Here is a 19,863-nt window from a genome sequence, read left to right as displayed (position 1 = left end):
GGATTTTAAATTTTCAAGAAGCGACGCATGGAAACAAGTGAACCTAAACTACCGATGACGATTGCTAATAAGATCAACAATAAATCCACTTGGAAGAGGAATCCGCCAGGAGCATAGAGTGAATATCCAACCGTTGATAAACTCTGCATTGTCTGACTATAAATAATATTGTAGCCCCAATTAATTATAATAATTGGGATAATTGAGCCAAGAATCCCAGTTTCAGCCCCTTCTAAAAGAAACGGCCAGCGAATATACCAACTAGTTGCACCAACAAGACGCATTGCTTGAATTTCATTACTTCTAGAAAGAATCGTCAATCTAATTACATTAGAAATTAAAAACAGCGCAATGGCCACTAAAATCACAATTGAAACTACGCCCCAAAAACGAACTCCGTTCATAAAACTAAAGAGTTTTTTGGTCTGATCTCCACCATATTGTGCTTGAGTAACATTATTCATATCACGAATTTTCTTAGCAACGGTAATGGTCTTGCTTGGGCTTGTAGTTTCCACTACAAAGACATCACTTAAAGGATTGGCATCCCCTGAAAACATTTTGAATTTATTATTGTATGTTTTGGTGATTTTAGCTAGCTCTTTTGATTTACTAGAAAAAGTAACTTTATTAACATCTTCAAGTTTTTGAATTTTTTCTTTTAACTTAGCTTCTTGTGACTTATTCGCTTTTGTATCAACCTCAACTCGAATTTTGACATCTTTTTCGATTTGACTTGAGATGTGGCTAACATTAAAGATTGCTGTAAAAAGCACCCCTACAATAAAGAGCGTAACCGTCACCGCACTAACTGCTGCCAAAGTCATCCAGCCATTACGCTTGATACTGCGAAAACTATCAATAAAATGCCTTCTTACCGTTCTAATCTTCATAGCGGTAGCCTCCTTCTTCTTGATCACTCACCAAACGTCCTTGTTGGATGGTCAAAACTCGATGAACATATTGATTTACAATCGACTGATTATGGGTTGCCATAATTACTGTCGTATTTTGCTGATTAATCCGTTCAATAATGTCCATAATTTCGTTTGAAGTATCCGGATCTAGATTACCCGTTGGCTCATCTGCGATTAAAATCGAAGGTTTATTAGTAATTGCCCGTGCAATCGCTACTCGCTGTTGTTCCCCGCCGGAAAGTTCATTAGGATAACGACGGATCTTATCTTTTAGACCGACCATTTCCAAAACTTCCATCACGCGGCTTTTAATTTCTTCGGGCCTTTTTTCAATTACTTCCATTGCGTAAGCAACGTTCTCATAAGCCGTTAAGCGCGGCAACAAGCGAAAGTCCTGAAAAACGATTCCCAATTCTCGCCGTAAATACGGAACCTGCTTATGAGTCATCCGCATCAAATCATACTCATTAACCTTAATGATCCCAGAAGTCACCCGTTCTTCGCGGTAAAGTGTCTTAATCAAGGTTGATTTACCAGACCCCGAAGGTCCAACAATATAGGCAAATTCACCTTGTTCAATTTTGAGGTCAATTCCCTTTAACGCCACAATTCCATTCGGATATTTTTTTATCACATTCTTTAATTCAATCAATATCTTGTTCCTTTTTTTGATCTATCTTCCACTGTAGGTATGCATAAATGAAACCTTCGATCTTACCATCCATCACCCCAGTCACTGCACTAGTTTCATAACCCGTACGATGATCTTTAACCAAATTATAAGGATGAAAAACGTATGAACGAATCTGGGAACCCCAGGCATTTTCCAGCTGTGTTCCCTTAATTTGAGCCATCTCTTTCTCTTTTTTCTCTCTTTCCAACTGGTAAAGCTTCGAACGCAACATTGTCATTGCCATTTCACGATTTTGAATTTGTGAACGCTGTTCCTGCGAAGCTGCTACCAACCCCGTTGGTAGATGAGTAATTCTAACAGCACTGGAAGTTTTATTAATATGCTGTCCGCCTGCACCGCTTGAGCGGTAAACATCGATCTTCAAGTCATCTGGTCGAATCTCAATTTCAATTGAATTATCAATTTCAGGAATTACATCGACCGAAGTAAAGGAAGTTTGACGCTTACCTTGTGCGTTAAAAGGAGAAATCCTTACCAACCGATGAACTCCTTTTTCGGATTTAGAAAGCCCATATGCATTATATCCTTTCAAGACAAACGTTGCACTCTTTAAGCCAGCTTCATCCCCATCTTGGTAGTCAATTAATTCAAAATCAAAACCATTGAGTGCTGCATATCGATTATACATTCGATAAAGCATGGCACCCCAATCTTGCGATTCAGTGCCACCTGCACCAGGATGAATTTCGAAAATTGCATTCAATTTATCGTATTTTCCGCTTAAAAGCTGCTGAATTTCATAACGCTTTAGATTATCTTGCAAAGTAGAAAGCCCATTTTCCAAGTCATTTTGTAACTCTTCATCGGCTTCAACTGATAATAAATCATAAGATACTTTCAACTCTGCTAGCTGATCAGTTAATTCATTAAATTTATTATAAGTTTCCTTTAGCTGATTATTTTCGTTAATCAAATCTTGCGCTTTTTTGGAATCAGACCAAAAATCGGCGGCCTGCATCGCATTTTCATTCAAAGCAATTTGTGCTTCTAAACCTTCAAGGTCAAAGAGACCCCCTGAAATGATTTATTTTGGTGTCAATGGTATCAAGTTCCTTTTTGATTGTTCCAAGTTCCATAATTCTCCTTTACACAGAAAAAATCGCCGCAGCGATTTTATCTTAACGAGCAACATTCTGACGAATTTCTGCCTTCATGAAGAGTCTTGTAACCCCGTCTTCAATATCTGCCACCATGATCTCAAAGCTATTGTAGCCTTCTTCTTGGTATTCAACCAGCGGATTCATCTGCCCATAGCCTCTTAAGCCAATGGAATTTCTCAGCTGATCCATCTCATCAATGTGGTTAGTCCAACGATCGTCAACAATTCTTAAAATAACGATCTTTTCAAACTCTAACATCTGTTCAGGATCTACTAATTGCTCAGCTTTACTATCATAATTTTTCTTAACAAATTCCATCAAATAAGTTTTGATTTCATCTGCCGACTTATCTTTCAAATTATCAGTACTAATTTCATCATCTCCAACCAAGGAGTTCTTAGCATAATCGATAATTTTATCAAGATCCCATTTGCTCTTATCATCACCTTGAGTATGAACATTAACAACTCGGTTAATGGAACGTTCAGCCATTCCAAATAACACTGGTTTGAGCGTTTCTTCTTCATCAATTACCTGGCGACGCTGTTTATAAATGACTTCGCGCTGTTCACGCATGACGTCATCATATTGAAGCGTTTGTTTCCGGGCGTCATAGTTTTGGCCTTCAACCCGTTTTTGAGCTCCTTCAACCTGACGCGTAAAGACCCGACTTTCTAACACTAAATCATTATCATTGATCTTGAGCATCTTCAAGCGTTTTTTCATCTGTTCCGAGCCAAAACGCCTCATCAAATCATCTTCAAGCGACAAATAAAATTGTGATTCTCCAGGGTCACCCTGACGCCCTGCACGTCCACGCAACTGATTATCAATTCTCCGAGATTCATGCCGCTCAGTTCCTAAGACCATTAAGCCGCCTAATTCAGCTACACCAGGTCCTAATTTAATATCAGTACCACGGCCTGCCATATTTGTAGCAATCGTTACCGCACCTTTTTGGCCTGCATTCATGATAATTTCTGACTCACGAGTAATATTTTCTGGTTTAGCGTTCAAAACCACGTGTGGAACATGAGCTTCATTTAAAAGCTGCGAAAGGTATTCAGAAGTTTCAACTGCAACAGTACCAACTAAGATCGGCTGACCTTTTTCGTGACGTTCGATAATATCATTAACAACTGCCGCAAATTTATTTTGTAAAGTTGCATACAAAACGTCATGCCGATCTTGTCTAACCATTGGTCGGTTAGTCGGAACCTCAATAACCCGCATATTATAAATTTCAATAAATTCTTCTTCCTCAGTTTTAGCCGTACCGGTCATTCCTGAGAGTTTAGAATACATTCTGAAATAGTTCTGATAAGTAATTGTTGCGACAGTTTGAGATTCATCTTGAATTTCAACGCCTTCTTTAGCTTCAACCGCCTGATGCAAGCCATCTGACCAGCGCCGACCATCCATGGCTCGACCAGTAAACGGATCAACGATTAAAACTTCACCTTCTTGAACTACGTAATCAATGTTTTTCAACATGATGTAATTTGCACGAAGAGCTTCTTCCAAATGGTGAGTTAACGCTGTATTTTCAATATCGTATAAGTTATCTAAACCGAAGTTTTCTTCAGCTCGATGCATTCCTGCTTCTGTCAAACTGATTGTTTTCGTTGACCAATCAATCTTGTAATCATCCTCTTCTTTAAGAGTTTTAACAAAACGATCAGCCCGAATATACAAAGCATTTGATTTTTCAGCTTGACCAGAAATAATCAACGGTGTTCTAGCTTCATCAATTAAAATTGAATCCACCTCATCAACCACCGCAAAATTTAAGCCACGCTGAACCATTTGCTCTTTAGAGACCACCATATTATCTCTTAAGTAGTCAAAACCAAGTTCAGCATTAGTTGAATATGTAATATCTTGAAGATAAGCCAAACGTTTTTCATCTGAAGACAAACTAGCTAAATTGAGTCCAACCGTTAGGCCAAGCCAGTTGTACAACTCACCCATTTCAGTCGCATCACGTTCTGACAAATATTCATTGACAGTTACTACGTGAACCCCTTTACCAGACAAAGCATTTAAGTAAACTGGCATTGTTGCTGTTAAAGTCTTTCCTTCACCAGTTTTCATTTCGGAGATATTTCCTTCATGTAGGGAAATTCCTCCAATAATTTGAACTCTAAAAGGGAAGAGCCCTAACACCCGACGAGCGCCTTCTCGCACCGTTGCAAAGGCTTCTGGCAGCAATTGATCAAGCGTCTCACCTTTTTGATAGCGTTCCTTAAATTCTTCTGTCTTAGATTTTAATTCATCATCTGAGAGTTGTTTATACTCATCTTCATAGCCAATCACCTTATCGGCGATCTTGCCCATCCGATTAACTTCTCTTTTATCACTTTCAACCCAGCGTCTTAAAAAATTAAATGCCCCTGGGCGTTTATTGATATCAATGGTATCCGTAGCCTGAGCCCGAACAGTGTTTTCCTTCATTTCTGGATCCTTAACTTTATTTAATGTTGCGTCTTTTTCTTTAACCATTTAACCTTCCCTAAAAAACCTAGGATTTATACAAATTACTATTATACAATTTTTCGCTTAAAAAGTCAGCATTGGCGAAAAAAAGAGAGAACCCCTCGGTTAAGAAAGGATCTCTTTTGTTTTTATTAGTTATTCATCGGTTTCAATTAGACCATATTTATCATCATGGCGCCGATAAACGATGCTGGTTCCATTGGTTTGAGCATCTTCAAAAATGAAGAAATCGTGACCTAACAAATTCATTTGCAAAATTGCCTCTTCGGCGTCCATCGGTTTTAGCGAAAGACGTTTCGTTCGAACAAGTGGTGTTGCTTCATCTTCTGAATTATCATGTTGACTATCCACAATGAGTTCTGGTTCAACAAAGCCCTTGGCTCTATTTCGCCGATTAATTCGAGTTTTGTACTTTCTAATCTGACGCTCTAATTTTTCTGAAACAAAATCGATGCTTTGATAAAGATCATTAGTCGTTTGTTCAGCCCTTAAAACCAACGAGTGAATTATAATTGTTACCTCGGCTTTAGCCTTCTTTTCAGGGTAAACTTTCAAATTTACATTGCAACTCGGCTCGCCACTCAACTCATCAGTAAAATACTTATCCAATTTGTCTAATCTCTTTTGAACATAATTCCTGATTGCTTCAGTAACCTCGATGTTTTCTCCACGAATATTGTAACGAAACATTTTTTGATGCTCCTTTCATTATTTGGTCCACTTTTATTATAAGTTATTTGATCAATTAAAGCTCGGATTTTTTGTAAATATTTACTTTTTTAACGAGCAAGCGTAAAACTGACGATTGGCTTCTTGATATTTTGCTCGCGAAGTGCATCACGCATTCGATAAATTGTTGCGCCAGTTGTATAAATATCGTCAAAAATTCTAATTAATGAAAAATCTTGAAGCTTTGATGCATTTTCCGCGCTAAAATAAAAAGTTTGTTCTGTTTGTAACCTTTGGCGCCGATTTTTTAAAGACTGGTGTTCGACTTCTAGAATGTTGTCCATTTTGCTGGTAACCGGGATCAAATCACCAAAAATTGCCATTACTGGATCAAATTTACGCTCGGCCAAGTGGCTTTTGCCCGTTGGGACCAAAATATTAGCTGCTTGCGGTTGTTTTCTTAGCCACTCGGCTATTTCTCCTAAAAAGACGCTGCGAAGTCGATAATCGCCCATTTTTTTGAAAGCTTGAAAATAATCGTGCATCTGGGTGTCATAGGCAAAAAGGGCTTGGTTAACAACAATATCCGAGCCATAAATTTGACGCCATTTTTGACAATCTAAACAAAGAACCGATTTTTCTTGAATTCGTCCACACTGCGGGCAATGCTGCTGATTTAATCGTACAAAACTCTTTAAACAACGATCGCAAATGGTAGGCGGATAAATTTTTTTAAACGTCAGCAAAAGTTGCAGATCAACCCGAGGAACAATTTCTGCCTGGCATAATAAACATTTAGTCATCAAAACCTGCCAAATGATTCAAATGTTTTATTTGACGAACCGCTTTTTTAATTTCTTTTGTATACGCCGAAAAATAAAAGATTACCCGATCTTCGTAATGATCGGCTGCTCTGCCAGCCCGTCCAGCAATTTGTACCAAAGATGACCAATTAAATACCCGACTTTCAGCACCAACCACGAGCACGTTGATATGAAAAATCGTGACACCTCGTTCTAAAATAGTGGTCGTAAATAACACCGTGGTCTCACCTGACCTAAAATCCTGCACTTTTTGCATCCGTTTCGGATCACTAGCTGCAACAGCCTGACAAGTAACATTAGGAAAATCTCGTTGAAAAGCCTTGACAAACTTAGGTAAAAGCCGAATTTCACTGACAAAAATCAAGTAACGCTCATGGTTTCTAAGGCCTTTTGCTATTTCTTTTTTTAATTTTCGCGCAAGCTGATTACGAGTGAGCTTGGGGCGCCACTCAAGATAGACCGTTTTTGGAACGGGTAAAGGATGCCCATGAAACCTTTGAGGCAAGTAAGCAACTTTTACTTTTTTTGTCAGTTCATCCGCCGGAGTCGCGGACAAATAAATCCTGCTCGATTCTTTATTAACAGCCTGATCGGCGCCAAATTCTAAGCTTACATCCCCTGTATACGGGAAAGAGTCAACCTCATCAATAATTAAAACATCGAACGCTTCATAAAATCGCCAAAGCTGATGAGTTGTACAAATTACAAATTGCGTATATGTATACGGCGCTGTCATTTCGCCGTAAAGAACAGCGAGTGAAACAGTCGGAAAAACTTTTTTCAGCCGCGGAGCCAATTCCATTACCACATCAACTCTTGGCGTTGCCCAACAAACGCGCAAACCTTTATTAAATGCTGAATTTAACCCCGGAAACATCATCTCGGTTTTGCCTGCACCCGTCACTGCCCAAAGTAAAAGCGACTGATGCGTATTGATTACATCAATTACTTGCTGAGCCAATTTATTTTGTAAATCAGTGAGCTGGCCTTCAAAAACTAAAGGATTGGACACTTGTTCAAACCAGTGGGGTTCAGGTAAGTGATACAAAAAATCTGAGCTTGTAACTCGCCCCAAAGCAATACAGTTAGAACAATAATAGCTCCTATCTGGAAGTTCCACGTCATTTTTAGAAAAATGCGTATTGCAACGCATACAAATTACCTCCTCCGACGTGGTTGTCATTGCGGGGCGTTTCAATAGTTGTGCTGGATTTACAGCCGGCAATTGAAATTCTAAAAGTTGCCGACCAAATAATAATTCTTCATCTGCCATACCTATAAATTACGCGAAAAATCGAAAAAAATTAAAAAAATTTTAATGGCGATTTCGATTTACTCGTCGAGCGAATTTTCGAATCAAATTTAAAAAGGGGCGCCGATTTTCGCCTAATAAACCGATGGCCTCGATAAAAAGTTCCAAGCCCAAGAGCACAAAAACGGTTAGAAAAATATTAGCGATGAGAGACGAGAGTGGGTACATCAAGGAGATAAAAGAAAAAATTAAGGCGATTCCATAAATGGCGAAAACTGTTTGCGGAACCGTAAATCCCATCTGCAAAAGCTGATGATGAAGATGATGTTTATCAGCTTGCGAAATTGGCTGCTTGTTTAATAAGCGCCTTACAATGGCATAGAAAGTATCGGTCACTGGAACTCCCAAGATAATGACCGGAATCAAAAGCGTAATAAAAGTAACATTTTTTAAGCCTTGCAAGGACATAACTGAGATCATAAATCCAATATAAAGCGCGCCCGTATCACCAAGAAACATCCGAGCTGGGTGAAAGTTATACGGTAAAAAACCTAACAGTGCTGCAGCCAAAATAAAAATTGAAATAGCGATGCTAGGATTTTGAATATTCAAAAAGAAATACGCAATTACTCCCATCGTACAAAGCGCAATAAAAGACACTCCGGTCGCTAAACCGTCCAGCCCGTCAATTAAATTCACTGCATTGGTAATGGCTAAAATCCAGAAAATGGTAATTGGCATGCTTAACCAGCCAAAACGAATTCGCCCAATTAAAGGCAATGTCAAGGAATTCATTTGAATTCCTGCTAAGTAATAAACAATTAAGGCTGCAATCAAAATCCCGACTAATTTCTGACGTGGTCTAAGTTCTTTAATATCATCAATGATACCGGTCACAATAATCACACATTGAGCAATGAAAACCGAAAAAAGCGTGTGAGTCGGAAAATTATAACGCAAAAAAAGCATCATCGAGATATTAACAGCAACAAAAATTCCTAATCCTCCGATTGTGGGAATTGCTTTTTTATTAACCCTTCTTTTATTGGGCTTATCTACCGCACCTAGGGTAAAAGCAAGTTTCCTAATAAACGGTGTAATGCACAGCGAAACGAGTCCTGTTGCGAAAAGGAAAAAAATAGTTTTAAAAATGATGGCCCTTTGACCTCCCGAATTTATTTCCTTATATTTTAAACAAAAAAGAGATGAAACGAAAGTCTTCTGACTTTCTTCCATCTCTAACTAGCAATTTCTACCGCCCTAAATTCACGTATAACGGAAACTTTAATATGTCCTGGATAAGATAATTCTTGTTCAATTTTAGCTTTGATTTCACGGGCAAGCAATACTGTATCGTCGTCACCAACCTGGGCTGGTGAAACAATAACTCGAATTTCTCGCCCTGCTTGAATCGCGTAACTTTGCTTAACTCCCTTAAATTCATTTACCAATGATTCTAATTTTTCTAAGCGTCGAATATAACTATCAAGCGACTCTGAACGAGCTCCTGGCCGCGCAGCAGAAACCGCATCTGCTGCAGCAACTAAAACTGCGATTACTGATTTAGCTTCAACGTCTCCATGATGACTAGCAATTGTATTAATAACTTCTTCAGGTTCATGAAATCGTTTAGCCAATTCAACCCCAATTTCAATATGTGATCCTTCAGTTTCATGGTCAATTGATTTACCAATATCATGCAGTAAACCGGCCCGGCGAGCCATAACTTCGTCTTCTCCCAATTCAGCTGCCATCGTACCAGTGAGTAATGCAACTTGGATCGAATGACTCAAGACATTTTGCCCGTAACTTGTTCGATATGCAAGTCGACCAACCAATTTGATCAATTCTGGATGCATTTCATGCAATCCCAAATCGAAAATAGTTTGATCTCCCAGTTCGCGTAAGTGATCATCAAATTCTTTTTGCGATTTATCAACTATTTCTTCAATCTTGCCTGGATGGATCCGCCCATCAATAATTAATTTTTCCAGCGCGATCCGACCAATTTCACGTCTAACTGGATCAAAACTACTCAAAATTACCGTTTCTGGCGTTTCATCAATAACTAGGTCCACACCAGTCAAAGCCTCAAAACTCCTAATATTTCGGCCTTCTCGACCAATGATTCGACCTTTCATTTCTTCATTTGGCAAGTTGACGACACTAACTGTCACATCAGCTACAATGTCCGCGGCGCTTCTCTCGATTGCTTGAACTACAATTTCTTTAGCAATTCTTTTTGCTTCGATCCGTGTTCGTGATTCGCTTTCACGAACCATTTGCGCACGTTCTCGCACCAACTCATCCTTTAACCGAGTCATAATAATCGTTTTTGCTTCGTCGGGACTCAACTGAGCAATTTCATTGAACTTATGCTGCTGTGCTTCAACTAACTTCTTAGCTTCGTCTCGCAATTCAACAACTTTTTGCTGCTCATCTTCGACCCGCTCTTCTAGGCGAGCTAACTGCTCCTCCTTTTTTTCAAGCAAGGTCTCACGCCGGTCAACTTTTTCCTCTCGGTTATTTAAACGCGTTTCTTGTTCAACGAGGACAACACGACGAGAATGTAACTCATCTTCAATCTTAGAACGATATCTACTATTTTCTTCTTTGCTATTTAAAAGCAGCTCTTTTTTTAAACTATCTGCTTCTCTTTTAGCATTTTCGATGATTCCTTCAGCACTATTGCGAGCATCATCAAGATTTCGATTCGATATATAACGATTAACCAAAACCCCCACGATTAAGCCAACAATGGCTGAAATTAATATCGTGAATAATATAACAAAGACTGGCGGCTGCGGTGGTACTTGCATAACCAATCTCTCCTTCGTTTGTAAAATAATTGGCACTTTAAGGCCAATTAAATAGTAAGGAGAAAATTGCGAAGTGTCAAGGCTAGAGTTTCCACTTTTTGGAGTTAATTAAATCGGTTTATCCGGAGTTACGGCCGTTTCTTCGTTATTTTCAGGTGTTTTATCTTTTTTACTTTTAGCTTTTTCCTTCTTTGGTTTTTCCTCAACTATTGAACCCGGAAAATAAATTGCTCTAAGTTTTTGATTCAATTCTTGTTTCTTATCTGGATGTTCAAGCAAATATTTCTTAGCATTTTCTTTCCCTTGCCCGATTCGCTCGCCATCATAAGAGTACCAAGATCCACTCTTTTCGACTAAATCCTGATCAACTCCCATATCAATCAGTTCACCAGTCTGAGAAATTCCTTCACCGTAAATCATATCAACTTCAGCAACTTTAAAAGGAGGAGCAACCTTATTCTTGACTACTTTGATTTTTGTCCGATTACCAAGCACCTCGGCTCCATTTTTGATCTGCTCAGCACGTCTTACTTCAAGACGAATCGTAGAATAAAATTTCAAGGCCCGTCCACCAGGCGTTGTTTCGGGGTTACCAAATAAAATTCCAACTTTTTCTCGAATCTGATTAATAAAAATTGCCGTTGTATTTGTTTTACTAAGTGAGCCTGAAAGTTTACGCAGTGCCTGTGACATTAAACGCGCCTGCAAGCCGACATGCGAATCCCCGATCTCACCTTCAATTTCTGCTCTTGGAACCAAAGCCGCAACTGAATCGACAACCACAATATCGATTGCCCCACTCGTGATTAATGCATCAGCGATCTCTAAGCCTTGTTCCCCCGTATCCGGCTGTGACAAAAGCAAATCATCAGTATTAACTCCTAATTTTTCGGCATAATAAGGATCTAGCGCATTTTCCGCGTCAATATAAGCTGCAACTCCACCAGCTTTCTGCGCTTCAGCCACTGCTTGAAGGGCGAGAGTTGTTTTACCCGAACTTTCTGCACCATAAATTTCAACTACTCTTCCGCGCGGGAAACCACCAACACCCAAAGCAACATCGAGCGCAAGTGATCCAGTAGAAACCGTCTTGATTTCCTGGTCGGCATTGTCTCCCATCCGCATTACAGAACCTTTTCCAAAGTTCTTTTCAATCTTTTTCAGTGCAGCATCTAAGGCTGCTTGCCTTTTTTCATTTTCCATATGTAAATTCTCCATTTTTTTGAGGTTGATTTAGAACATTTGTTCTATTATATGCCCTCATAATAGATTACGCAAATTTTTTATTTTTCTTTGATTTTTCTTCAAATTTATTTGTTGACTGCATAAATTGAGTATAGTCAATTTGAACTTGAGCGGAATAGGCCTGTGCCCAATGAACCATCTGCTCATCAAATTCGTCAGAGCCTCCTGCATAACCATAAATACAAGCTGCAAGCGGACTTTGCGCATGAGCTGCCGCTAGAAGATAGCCACAAATTTCAGTGTAAAGCTCAAATTGCCGAACATTTAACTTATTTAAATCAATTGACTCTTTCATATCACGAAATTGGCGCACATAGAAACTATTTCCCCCCATTTCAAAAAAACCAAGAAATGGATCAAAGGCACTTTGCATTATTTTCTGAGAAGCAGTAATTCTCTGCCCTTCACTAACGCATTGGTCAGATTTAAAGTGCAAAATATCGCGGCTAGTTTCACCGATCGTCGGCAGCGCTTCTTTGATTTGCAAAATCAAGTGACTTCCATCACTATGAACTAACAAAACTAAATAACAAAGAGTCCCATAGCTTCCGATCCCAACACTATGACGAACGATATCAATGATTTGATATTCAGATAAAAGAACTGCCACATCCGTACGAACTGTCAAAAGATATTCTTTCATTCCTTCAACAATTTGATTATAATCTGCTTGATCGACATGAACTCTTCGTGGAGGTGTTTCGTTAAAACGTAAATTGCCTTTTTTGTCTGTTTGAGTATACTTTTCAAGCACTTGCTCTGCCGTTCGATTGCGGGCCTTTGCAACAATTGACTGAAAGAGCTCTGCATCTTTTTCTTTAATTTTCAAATGATTGAATGCTGTCTTAAATTCGGTTTGGCGATAAAATCGAGTTAACGCAGAACCTTCGAACATGTCTCTTAAACCATTACGATAAGATTTACAAGCATTTTGGGCAATTAAATTAAGCTTACTGCGTTTAAAATCATTGCAACTTCCAGCGAGGAAAATGCTAACCAAAAGCCTTCTAACGTCCCATTCCCAATTTTTGTACCCTGCTTCATCGAAATCATTCAAATCAAAAAGCAAATTGCGTTCTGGTGATGCATAGAAACCAAAATTACCGAGATGGGCATCTCCACACACCACAATTTTAATATCAGTATCTTTTTGTTCCAAAAGATCCATCGACATTAATTTAGCGCAACCCCTAAAATAAGCAAATGCCGATGCTCGCATTCGTTGGATTCGTTGGGGAACCAACTCAGGCACCATAAAATTACGGGCATTTTCATCAATTTCAACAGCCGAGCGATGAACTGCATAGAATTTTCCCAAATCATCATAACTTACTTCATTTAGCAAATCAGCACCTGATTCGATTAGTTTATTTTGAGAAGTACAAGTTGAGAGTTCTTGAATTTTTAACATACCTTAATCATACAACATTAAATTGATAGTAACTAGAATAATCGAAAAAAAACTCCAAAAATGGAGTTCATGGCTCTTTAAGAAAAAATCAAATCAGATTTCTGGTTTACTGATTAATTACCAGCTTATAAAAAACTCAAACCAAAATTTGCTTTAAATCATTGAGTTCCTCTTCATCATTAACTTTACTCAAGTAATGTCTGACAACTTTTTTCAAAGTATCCTTAGGAACAACATTTGAAAAGTACTCTACTTCGCGAATTACTGGTTTATACAGTCTAGTTATTGAAGGTCCACTATGTGCAATCCCGCATACCTTAATAAATTTCTTTTCCAAGAGTCTTCTAACAACTGACTGGACAACATTTTGATTGAGGCGATCTTTACTATTAGTAATATCTCTGGTTGATAATGGTTCACTCGCCTTCCAAATAATAAACATTACTTCTTCTTCACCTGGGGTTAATCTTTTAATCATATCTGATTCCTTTTTTATTTTTGATTTTTATTATATCAAATAATGGCGATATAAGAAAGTTATTTCAAAAGAATATTTAAATATTGATTAAGAGTCCAATTATACAACAGGTTTTTTTAAATTAATGAAAATTTTTTTGTTGTATACAAGGACTTCCCTAAATGAATAAAAAGCCTCCGCTGCAACAGTATCTCCGGTCGTGACCATGCTTTGAATCTTGCTAAAATTTTTGCTGATTTAGTTATCTGACTCTAGTTAAACGATTAACCTAATATGGTTCGTTCGTACAAATGTAAGCCCATCGTCATTTGACCAATAAAAATACATATTTGATAACAACAAACTTTTAGTATTTATTAGTATCTAAATAGGATTCTCTATTTTTGTAAAATTCAATTTCATGACACTTCAGCAACAGACAGTATCAAAGCTGATGCTTTATTCTTTTGACATATCCAAAATTCTCACGAAATTAAATACTACAAAAATTTATCAATATTTTTTATTCAATAAGTAAAAGTGTTTCATTAGTCAATAAAAAAGAGGGTCCAATCAAAATTTAAAACTTTGCCAATTCTTTGGGCAACTTGAGGGCTAGGACGTCTTCGTCCATTCTCAATAAAAGTATAGTGAACCCGATGAATTCCCGACAATTGAGCGACTTGAAGTTGCGACATATTTAAATCTTTTCTCAATTCTTTTAACCAATATCGCAAGTATTAGTTTCTCCTTCCGTGTAACTAATAGTTTCCTGTCCTATAATATGATGCAATTTGTTTCTTGTCAATATATATTGCAACGAAATGTGACATTATTTGATGTAACAAAATGTTACTATGGATTTTAGGAGGAATTTTTATGTTTAACGAACGTCTAAGAAGTCAACGTAAACTACTACACTTCACACAAGAATATGTTGCTAAAGAAATCGGTGTTACTAGAGCTGCATATTCTGCATATGAATCTGGCAAACGGCAACCCAATTTCTTGATTTTGATTAATATTGCTCAATTACTAAACGTTTCAATTGATTATCTTTTGGGAAATAACAAAAATGATCATAGAAATGATCTTGGAATAATGGCTGAAGATTTACTTAAAAAATCTGTAGATGATAATTATTATGAGTTTTGGGGTCAACCTGCAACACCGACTCAAAAAAGTTATTTAGAAACTGCGTTAAGAATTGCAATAGACCTTGCAAAACAAAAAGCCTAACCCTGTAAGGATTAGACTTTTTTAGCTAGCACTAACTATTTTTTAATATTGTAGAATGATTTAACACCCTTATATTCAGCAGCGCCTTCCAATTGATCTTCAATTCTCATCAATTGGTTGTATTTAGCAATCCGATCAGTACGGCTCATTGAACCTGTCTTAATCTGACCAGCATTAGTTGCTACTACAAGATCAGCAATTGTTGTATCTTCAGTTTCACCTGAACGGTGAGAAACAACTGCACTATAGCCAGCTTCTTTAGCCATTTCAATCGCTTCAAAAGTTTCTGTCAAAGTACCGATCTGGTTAACTTTGATTAAGATTGAGTTAGCAACGCCCATTTCAATTCCCTTCTTCAAGTAAGAAGTGTTAGTAACGAAAAGATCATCACCAACTAATTGAACTTTCTTGCCAAGACGAGCAGTTAACATCTTCCAGTCATCCCATTCGTTTTCATCCAAAGGATCTTCGATTGAAATAATTGGGTATTTGTCAACTAAACCTTCAAGTAAAGTTGTGAATTCTTCAGCAGAATATGAACGACCGTCAGCTTTAGTTTCATATTTGTGAGTTTCAGCGTTGTAGAATTCTGAAGAAGCACAGTCAAATGCTAAAGCAATATCTCCTGGGTTACCAGCAGTACTTGGGTTATAACCAGCAGTTTTAATAGCTTCAACTAAAACTTCAAATGGTTCTTCGTTGTTTTTAAGATCTGGTGCAAATCCACCTTCATCACCAACAGCAGTAGTATCGCCACGACCTTTTAAAATCTTTTGAAGTGCATGGAAAGTTTCAGCACCCATTCTAACAGCTTCACGAATTGATTTTGCACCAATTGGCATAATCATAAATTCTTGGAAGTCAACGTTGTTTGATGCATGCTTGCCACCATTGATAACGTTCATCATTGGAGTTGGTAAAACATGTCCGTTAGGACCGCCTAAGTATTCATATAATGGTTGACCTAATTCATCTGCAGCAGCACGAGCAGCAGCAAGTGAAACACCAAGAATCGCATTAGCGCCTAATTTGCCTTTGTTTGGAGTACCGTCAAGATCGATCATCGCTTGATCGATTGCACGTTGATCAGTAACTTCCATTCCAACAATGGCATCTGTAATTTTTGTATTTACATTATTAACTGCTGTTAAAACGCCTTGTCCGCCAAAACGACTAGCATCACCGTCTCTTAACTCAACAGCTTCGTGTTCACCAGTTGAAGCACCTGATGGAACATCAGCACGACCGAAGCCACCAGCTTCAGTATAAACTTCAACTTCAACAGTAGGATTTCCACGTGAATCAAGAATTTCACGAGCAAGTATATCTGAAATAATAGACATTAATTATATCTCCTTTATTTATCTGACACTCTTATTTTATCTAAATTAGAATTAAAAATATATAGCTTAGTCGTTATAATTAGCTAATTGCAAAAAGCTTTCAGGTTCAAGTGAAGCACCACCGACAAGACCGCCGTCAATGTTTTTCTTACCCATCAACTCTTTAATGTTCTCTGGTTTAACAGATCCGCCATAAAGAACGCGCATTTTTTCAGCAACGCCTTCACTATAAAGTTTTTCAACAACTTTACGGATATGAGCACAAACCTCTTCAGCTTGTTCTGAAGTTGCAGTTTTGCCAGTTCCGATTGCCCAAATTGGTTCATAAGCGATTACTAAGCGTGATACTTGATCTTCTGTTAAGCCTTTGATACCAGCTTTAACCTGATCTTCGACCCATTTGTTAGTTTCGCCTTTTTCACGAATTTCAAGACTTTCACCAACACAAAGAATTGGAGTCATCCGGTTTTTAAAAATTTGATGAGCTTTCTTGTTTACATCTTCATCAGTTTCGTGGAAATATTCACGTCTTTCAGAATGTCCAATAATTACATATGGAATGTGCATTTCTGAAAGTACTTTTGGACTATTTTCACCTGTAAATGCACCAGCATCTTCAAAATAGCAATTTTCTGCTGCTGGCTTTAATTGGGTATCGGCTGAAGATTCAACTAAAGCTTCCAGATCAACGGCTGGAGCACCAATAACAGTTTCAACTTTACCTGATTGCGGAAGTTTTGATTTAACAGCTGAAACAAACTCGCGAGTTTGTTCAGGGTTCTTATTCATCTTCCAGTTACCAGCGATTAATGGTATTCTCATAATTTCCTCCTATTTATCTGAAATTGCAGCAATTCCTGGCAAAGTTTTACCTTCCAGGTATTCTAAGGATGCGCCACCACCAGTAGAAATATGAGTGATTTTATCAGCAATTCCCAATTGGAAAGCAGCAGCTGTTGAATCGCCACCACCAACAATTGTTGTTGCACCTTGAAGATCACCAAGCGCACGACCGATTTCTAAAGTACCTTCAGCAAAGTGACTCATTTCAAACGCACCCATTGGTCCGTTCCAAACAACAGTCTTAGCGCCTTGTAATTTAGAAACAAATAATTTAATTGATTTAGGTCCAATATCAAGACCCATTTGATCATCTGGGATATTATCTTCAACAACACTTGTTGGAGCGTCATTTGAAAATTCAGGTGCTACCACATGATCAACTGGTAAAACAATTTTGTCACCAGCTTTAGCTAATAATTCTTTAGCAAGTTCAACTTTGTCAGCTTCAAACAATGATTTACCAATCTTTTTGCCTTGAGCTGCAAGGAAGGTATAAGCCATTCCACCACCGATTAAAATATAATCAGATTTTGGAATCAAATTAGTGATGACGTCAATTTTGTCAGATACTTTAGCACCGCCAAGGATTGTCACAAATGGATGAACTGGATTATCAACTGCGTCACCTAAGAACTTGATTTCTTTTTCCATTAAGAAACCAGCTGCTACTGGTTTGCCGTCTTTCTTCATTGCTTCAGCAATTCCAACGTTAGAAGCATGGGCACGATGAGCTGTACCGAATGCGTCATTAACAAAAGCATCACCTAAACTTGCCCAATACTCGCCAAGTTTTGGATCGTTTTTACTTTCGCGTTTGCCAAAATCATTGTCAATGTCTTGGAAACGAGTGTTTTCCATTAAAAGAACGTCACCGTCTTTTAATTCATTAACTGCATCTTCGAGTTCTTTGCCTTCGTTAACTGGCATGAATTTTACGGGTTTATCCAATAATTCACTGAGGCGTTTAGCAACTGGTGCAAGTGTTAATTCTTTTTTGTCATCGTCAGACTTGATTCTTCCTAAGTGAGACAAAAGAATTAGTTTGCCGCCTTGTTCCATTACATATTTGATTGTAGGAAGTGCTGCAACGATTCTGTTATCGTTACCAATAACGCCGCCTTTAATAGGAACGTTAAAGTCAACCCGCATCAAAACTTTTTTGTCTTTTAAATCAAGATCTTTAACTGTTAATTTAGCCATTTATTTTAATCTCCTATTCAATAAAAAAAGACGAATAGCCAAATAAACTACCCGTCTTAATCCACACTCTATTAAAGAGTAGCAAATTTGAGAAGTGTACGAACCATCTGGCAAGTAAAGCCGTATTCATTGTCATACCATGAAACAGTCTTAACTAATTGTGAGCCATCAGGAGCAGTAGTAACTTCTGTCTGAGTTGGATCAAATAATGAACCGTGTGTATCACCAATAACATCAGAAGAAACAATTTCATCAGCATTCCAGCCAAATGAATCATTCTTGTCATTTGCATATTTGTGGATTGCTTCGTTAACTTGGTCTGCAGTAACGTTACCCTTGTCTAAGATTGAAACAAGTTCAGTTAATGAACCGTCAATAACTGGTACACGTTGTGCATGACCTTGTAATTTGCCATCAACTGCAGGAACAACTAAACCGATAGCTTTAGCAGCACCAGTTGAATGAGGAATAGTACTGTTTGAAGCAGTACGTGCAGCACGCTTGTCGCCACCACGCACTGGTCCGTCGAGGATCATCTGTGTAGAAGTGAAGGCATGAACTGTAGTCATTGTACCAACTTTGATGCCATATTCTTTGTTAAGTGCATCAACCATTGGAGCTAAACAGTTTGTAGTACATGAACCAGCTGAAACGATTCTATCATCATGAGTTAAAGTATCATCATTTACGCTGTAAACGATCGTTTTGATCTTACCAGCAGGAGCTGAGATCAATACTCTCTTAGCGCCAGCATCTAAATGAGCTTTTGCTTTTTCTTCTGAAGTGTAGAATCCTGTACATTCCAAAACAAAGTCTACACCATCATTTTTTACCCATGGGATTTTGCTTGCATCAGGTTCTGCATATACACGATAATTTTTGCCGTTTACAACAATGCTATCATCTGTTGCACTGACGTCAGCTTTCAACGTGCCATGAGTTGAATCATACTTCAACAAATGAGCCAAAAGTGCAGGAGAAGTAAGGTCATTAATTGCAACCACTTCAATATCTGTACTCTTGTCGCCCAATTCTAAAATGCGACGAAAAGCTAAACGACCAATTCGGCCAAATCCGTTAATACCAATTTTTACTGTCATAATTTAACAGTTCCTCCTTAGGAAATATATCTAAATATAGGGTTCAAAAGTTTATTTGCTAACAACCCAATGCTATCGAACCTAAGCTTAAGCGATTAGAAAATCTTTAGCCCTATCAACCACTCAAAATAATAACACTATTTGCTGATATTTGCTAGAATCTTAACCGGAATTTTACAAAAATAATGTTAGTTTAGTTGAAATAATTTTTATTAAAACGCTATCATCTTTAAAATAAAGGCCTTCCTTAAAGT

General features: G+C 37.9%; 18 protein-coding genes. 1 reads left to right on the top strand and 17 read right to left on the bottom strand.

What is annotated here, in order from left to right; all coding sequences use genetic code 11:
- Positions 1-5: 5 nt before the first annotated feature.
- The 13 genes from ftsX to R8495_RS01825 all read right to left on the bottom strand — a co-directional run bounded on the left by ftsX (position 6) and on the right by R8495_RS01825 (position 14,621).
- Positions 6-893 (bottom strand): permease-like cell division protein FtsX, encoded by an 888-nt coding sequence (ftsX, locus tag R8495_RS01885; protein WP_317635873.1) that lies wholly within the window; start codon positions 891-893, stop codon positions 6-8.
- Positions 883-1,569, bottom strand: coding sequence for a cell division ATP-binding protein FtsE (ftsE, locus tag R8495_RS01880; RefSeq protein ID WP_317635872.1), 687 nt, complete (start codon positions 1,567-1,569; stop codon positions 883-885). Before ftsE ends, ftsX begins: the two co-directional genes overlap by 11 nt.
- Positions 1,562-2,687 (bottom strand): peptide chain release factor 2 gene (prfB, locus tag R8495_RS01875; RefSeq protein WP_317635871.1). Its coding sequence is split into 2 segments (ribosomal slippage): positions 1,562-2,614 and positions 2,616-2,687, totalling 1,125 coding nucleotides; the frame shifts between segments, so codons are not numbered across the junction. Before prfB ends, ftsE begins: the two co-directional genes overlap by 8 nt.
- Before the next feature lie 42 nt (positions 2,688-2,729).
- Positions 2,730-5,213 (bottom strand): preprotein translocase subunit SecA, encoded by a 2,484-nt coding sequence (gene secA, locus R8495_RS01870; RefSeq protein WP_317635870.1) that lies wholly within the window; start codon positions 5,211-5,213, stop codon positions 2,730-2,732.
- Between the two features lie 129 nt (positions 5,214-5,342).
- On the bottom strand, positions 5,343-5,897 hold the full coding sequence (gene hpf / locus R8495_RS01865) for a ribosome hibernation-promoting factor, HPF/YfiA family (protein ID WP_317635869.1): 555 nt from the start codon (positions 5,895-5,897) through the stop codon (positions 5,343-5,345).
- Between the two features lie 89 nt (positions 5,898-5,986).
- Complete coding sequence (locus R8495_RS01860) at positions 5,987-6,679, bottom strand: ComF family protein (RefSeq protein ID WP_317635868.1); 693 nt, start codon at positions 6,677-6,679, stop codon at positions 5,987-5,989.
- Complete coding sequence (locus tag R8495_RS01855) at positions 6,672-7,853, bottom strand: ATP-dependent helicase ComFA (RefSeq protein WP_317635867.1); 1,182 nt, start codon at positions 7,851-7,853, stop codon at positions 6,672-6,674. Before R8495_RS01855 ends, R8495_RS01860 begins: the two co-directional genes overlap by 8 nt.
- Before the next feature lie 162 nt (positions 7,854-8,015).
- The gene (locus tag R8495_RS01850) at positions 8,016-9,104 is read right to left on the bottom strand and encodes a glycosyltransferase family 4 protein (RefSeq protein WP_317636651.1); all 1,089 of its coding nucleotides are present in this window, start codon (positions 9,102-9,104) and stop codon (positions 8,016-8,018) included.
- Between the two features lie 86 nt (positions 9,105-9,190).
- Entirely contained in the window at positions 9,191-10,771 is a 1,581-nt protein-coding gene (gene rny / locus R8495_RS01845) for a ribonuclease Y (protein WP_317635866.1), read from the bottom strand.
- 108 nt (positions 10,772-10,879) lie between these two features.
- Positions 10,880-11,974 carry a recombinase RecA gene (gene recA / locus R8495_RS01840; protein WP_317635865.1) on the bottom strand — a complete coding sequence of 365 codons (1,095 nt, stop codon included), beginning with the start codon at positions 11,972-11,974 and terminating at the stop codon, positions 10,880-10,882.
- A 67-nt stretch (positions 11,975-12,041) separates the two neighbouring features.
- The gene (locus R8495_RS01835; RefSeq protein ID WP_317635864.1) at positions 12,042-13,427 is read right to left on the bottom strand and encodes a DUF2252 domain-containing protein; all 1,386 of its coding nucleotides are present in this window, start codon (positions 13,425-13,427) and stop codon (positions 12,042-12,044) included.
- Positions 13,428-13,563: 136 nt separating this feature from the next.
- Positions 13,564-13,905, bottom strand: coding sequence for a BlaI/MecI/CopY family transcriptional regulator (locus tag R8495_RS01830; protein ID WP_317635863.1), 342 nt, complete (start codon positions 13,903-13,905; stop codon positions 13,564-13,566).
- 527 nt (positions 13,906-14,432) lie between these two features.
- Positions 14,433-14,621, bottom strand: coding sequence for a helix-turn-helix transcriptional regulator (locus R8495_RS01825; RefSeq protein WP_317635862.1), 189 nt, complete (start codon positions 14,619-14,621; stop codon positions 14,433-14,435).
- A gap of 142 nt (positions 14,622-14,763) precedes the next feature.
- Between R8495_RS01825 and R8495_RS01820 the strand changes: the two genes are divergently transcribed.
- Positions 14,764-15,123, top strand: a complete 360-nt coding sequence (locus R8495_RS01820; protein WP_317635861.1) for a helix-turn-helix domain-containing protein — start codon at positions 14,764-14,766, stop codon at positions 15,121-15,123.
- Positions 15,124-15,158: 35 nt separating this feature from the next.
- Here R8495_RS01820 and eno read toward each other — a convergent pair whose 3' ends face one another.
- The 4 genes from eno to gap form a co-directional block, all read right to left on the bottom strand.
- On the bottom strand, positions 15,159-16,466 hold the full coding sequence (eno, locus tag R8495_RS01815) for a phosphopyruvate hydratase (RefSeq protein ID WP_317635860.1): 1,308 nt from the start codon (positions 16,464-16,466) through the stop codon (positions 15,159-15,161).
- 66 nt (positions 16,467-16,532) lie between these two features.
- Positions 16,533-17,288 carry a triose-phosphate isomerase gene (tpiA, locus tag R8495_RS01810; protein WP_317635859.1) on the bottom strand — a complete coding sequence of 252 codons (756 nt, stop codon included), beginning with the start codon at positions 17,286-17,288 and terminating at the stop codon, positions 16,533-16,535.
- Positions 17,289-17,297: 9 nt separating this feature from the next.
- Complete coding sequence (locus R8495_RS01805; protein WP_317635858.1) at positions 17,298-18,509, bottom strand: phosphoglycerate kinase; 1,212 nt, start codon at positions 18,507-18,509, stop codon at positions 17,298-17,300.
- A 71-nt stretch (positions 18,510-18,580) separates the two neighbouring features.
- The gene (gene gap, locus R8495_RS01800) at positions 18,581-19,609 is read right to left on the bottom strand and encodes a type I glyceraldehyde-3-phosphate dehydrogenase (protein WP_317635857.1); all 1,029 of its coding nucleotides are present in this window, start codon (positions 19,607-19,609) and stop codon (positions 18,581-18,583) included.
- Between the last annotated feature and the right edge of the window lie 254 nt (positions 19,610-19,863).

Origin of the sequence: Xylocopilactobacillus apicola (assembly GCF_033095985.1) — a bacterium.
In the GTDB taxonomy this organism is placed as follows: Bacteria; Bacillota; Bacilli; order Lactobacillales; family Lactobacillaceae; genus Xylocopilactobacillus; species Xylocopilactobacillus apicola.
The sequence above is the reverse complement of the archived record's forward strand: the minus strand, read 5'-3'. Positions and strand labels throughout refer to the sequence as shown.

Bases quoted from the DNA above. Each gene is read 5' to 3' on its own strand.
- ftsX (WP_317635873.1), bottom strand. From the start codon at position 893: ATGAAGATTAGAACGGTAAGAAGGCATTTTATTGATAGTTTTCGCAGT.
- secA (WP_317635870.1), bottom strand. From the start codon at position 5,213: ATGGTTAAAGAAAAAGACGCAACATTAAATAAAGTTAAGGATCCAGAA.
- hpf (WP_317635869.1), bottom strand. From the start codon at position 5,897: ATGTTTCGTTACAATATTCGTGGAGAAAACATCGAGGTTACTGAAGCA.
- R8495_RS01860 (WP_317635868.1), bottom strand. From the start codon at position 6,679: ATGACTAAATGTTTATTATGCCAGGCAGAAATTGTTCCTCGGGTTGAT.
- R8495_RS01855 (WP_317635867.1), bottom strand. From the start codon at position 7,853: ATGCGTTGCAATACGCATTTTTCTAAAAATGACGTGGAACTTCCAGAT.
- rny (WP_317635866.1), bottom strand. From the start codon at position 10,771: ATGCAAGTACCACCGCAGCCGCCAGTCTTTGTTATATTATTCACGATA.
- recA (WP_317635865.1), bottom strand. From the start codon at position 11,974: ATGGAAAATGAAAAAAGGCAAGCAGCCTTAGATGCTGCACTGAAAAAG.
- R8495_RS01835 (WP_317635864.1), bottom strand. From the start codon at position 13,427: ATGTTAAAAATTCAAGAACTCTCAACTTGTACTTCTCAAAATAAACTA.
- R8495_RS01830 (WP_317635863.1), bottom strand. From the start codon at position 13,905: ATGATTAAAAGATTAACCCCAGGTGAAGAAGAAGTAATGTTTATTATT.
- R8495_RS01820 (WP_317635861.1), top strand. From the start codon at position 14,764: ATGTTTAACGAACGTCTAAGAAGTCAACGTAAACTACTACACTTCACA.
- eno (WP_317635860.1), bottom strand. From the start codon at position 16,466: ATGTCTATTATTTCAGATATACTTGCTCGTGAAATTCTTGATTCACGT.
- tpiA (WP_317635859.1), bottom strand. From the start codon at position 17,288: ATGAGAATACCATTAATCGCTGGTAACTGGAAGATGAATAAGAACCCT.
- R8495_RS01805 (WP_317635858.1), bottom strand. From the start codon at position 18,509: ATGGCTAAATTAACAGTTAAAGATCTTGATTTAAAAGACAAAAAAGTT.
- gap (WP_317635857.1), bottom strand. From the start codon at position 19,609: ATGACAGTAAAAATTGGTATTAACGGATTTGGCCGAATTGGTCGTTTA.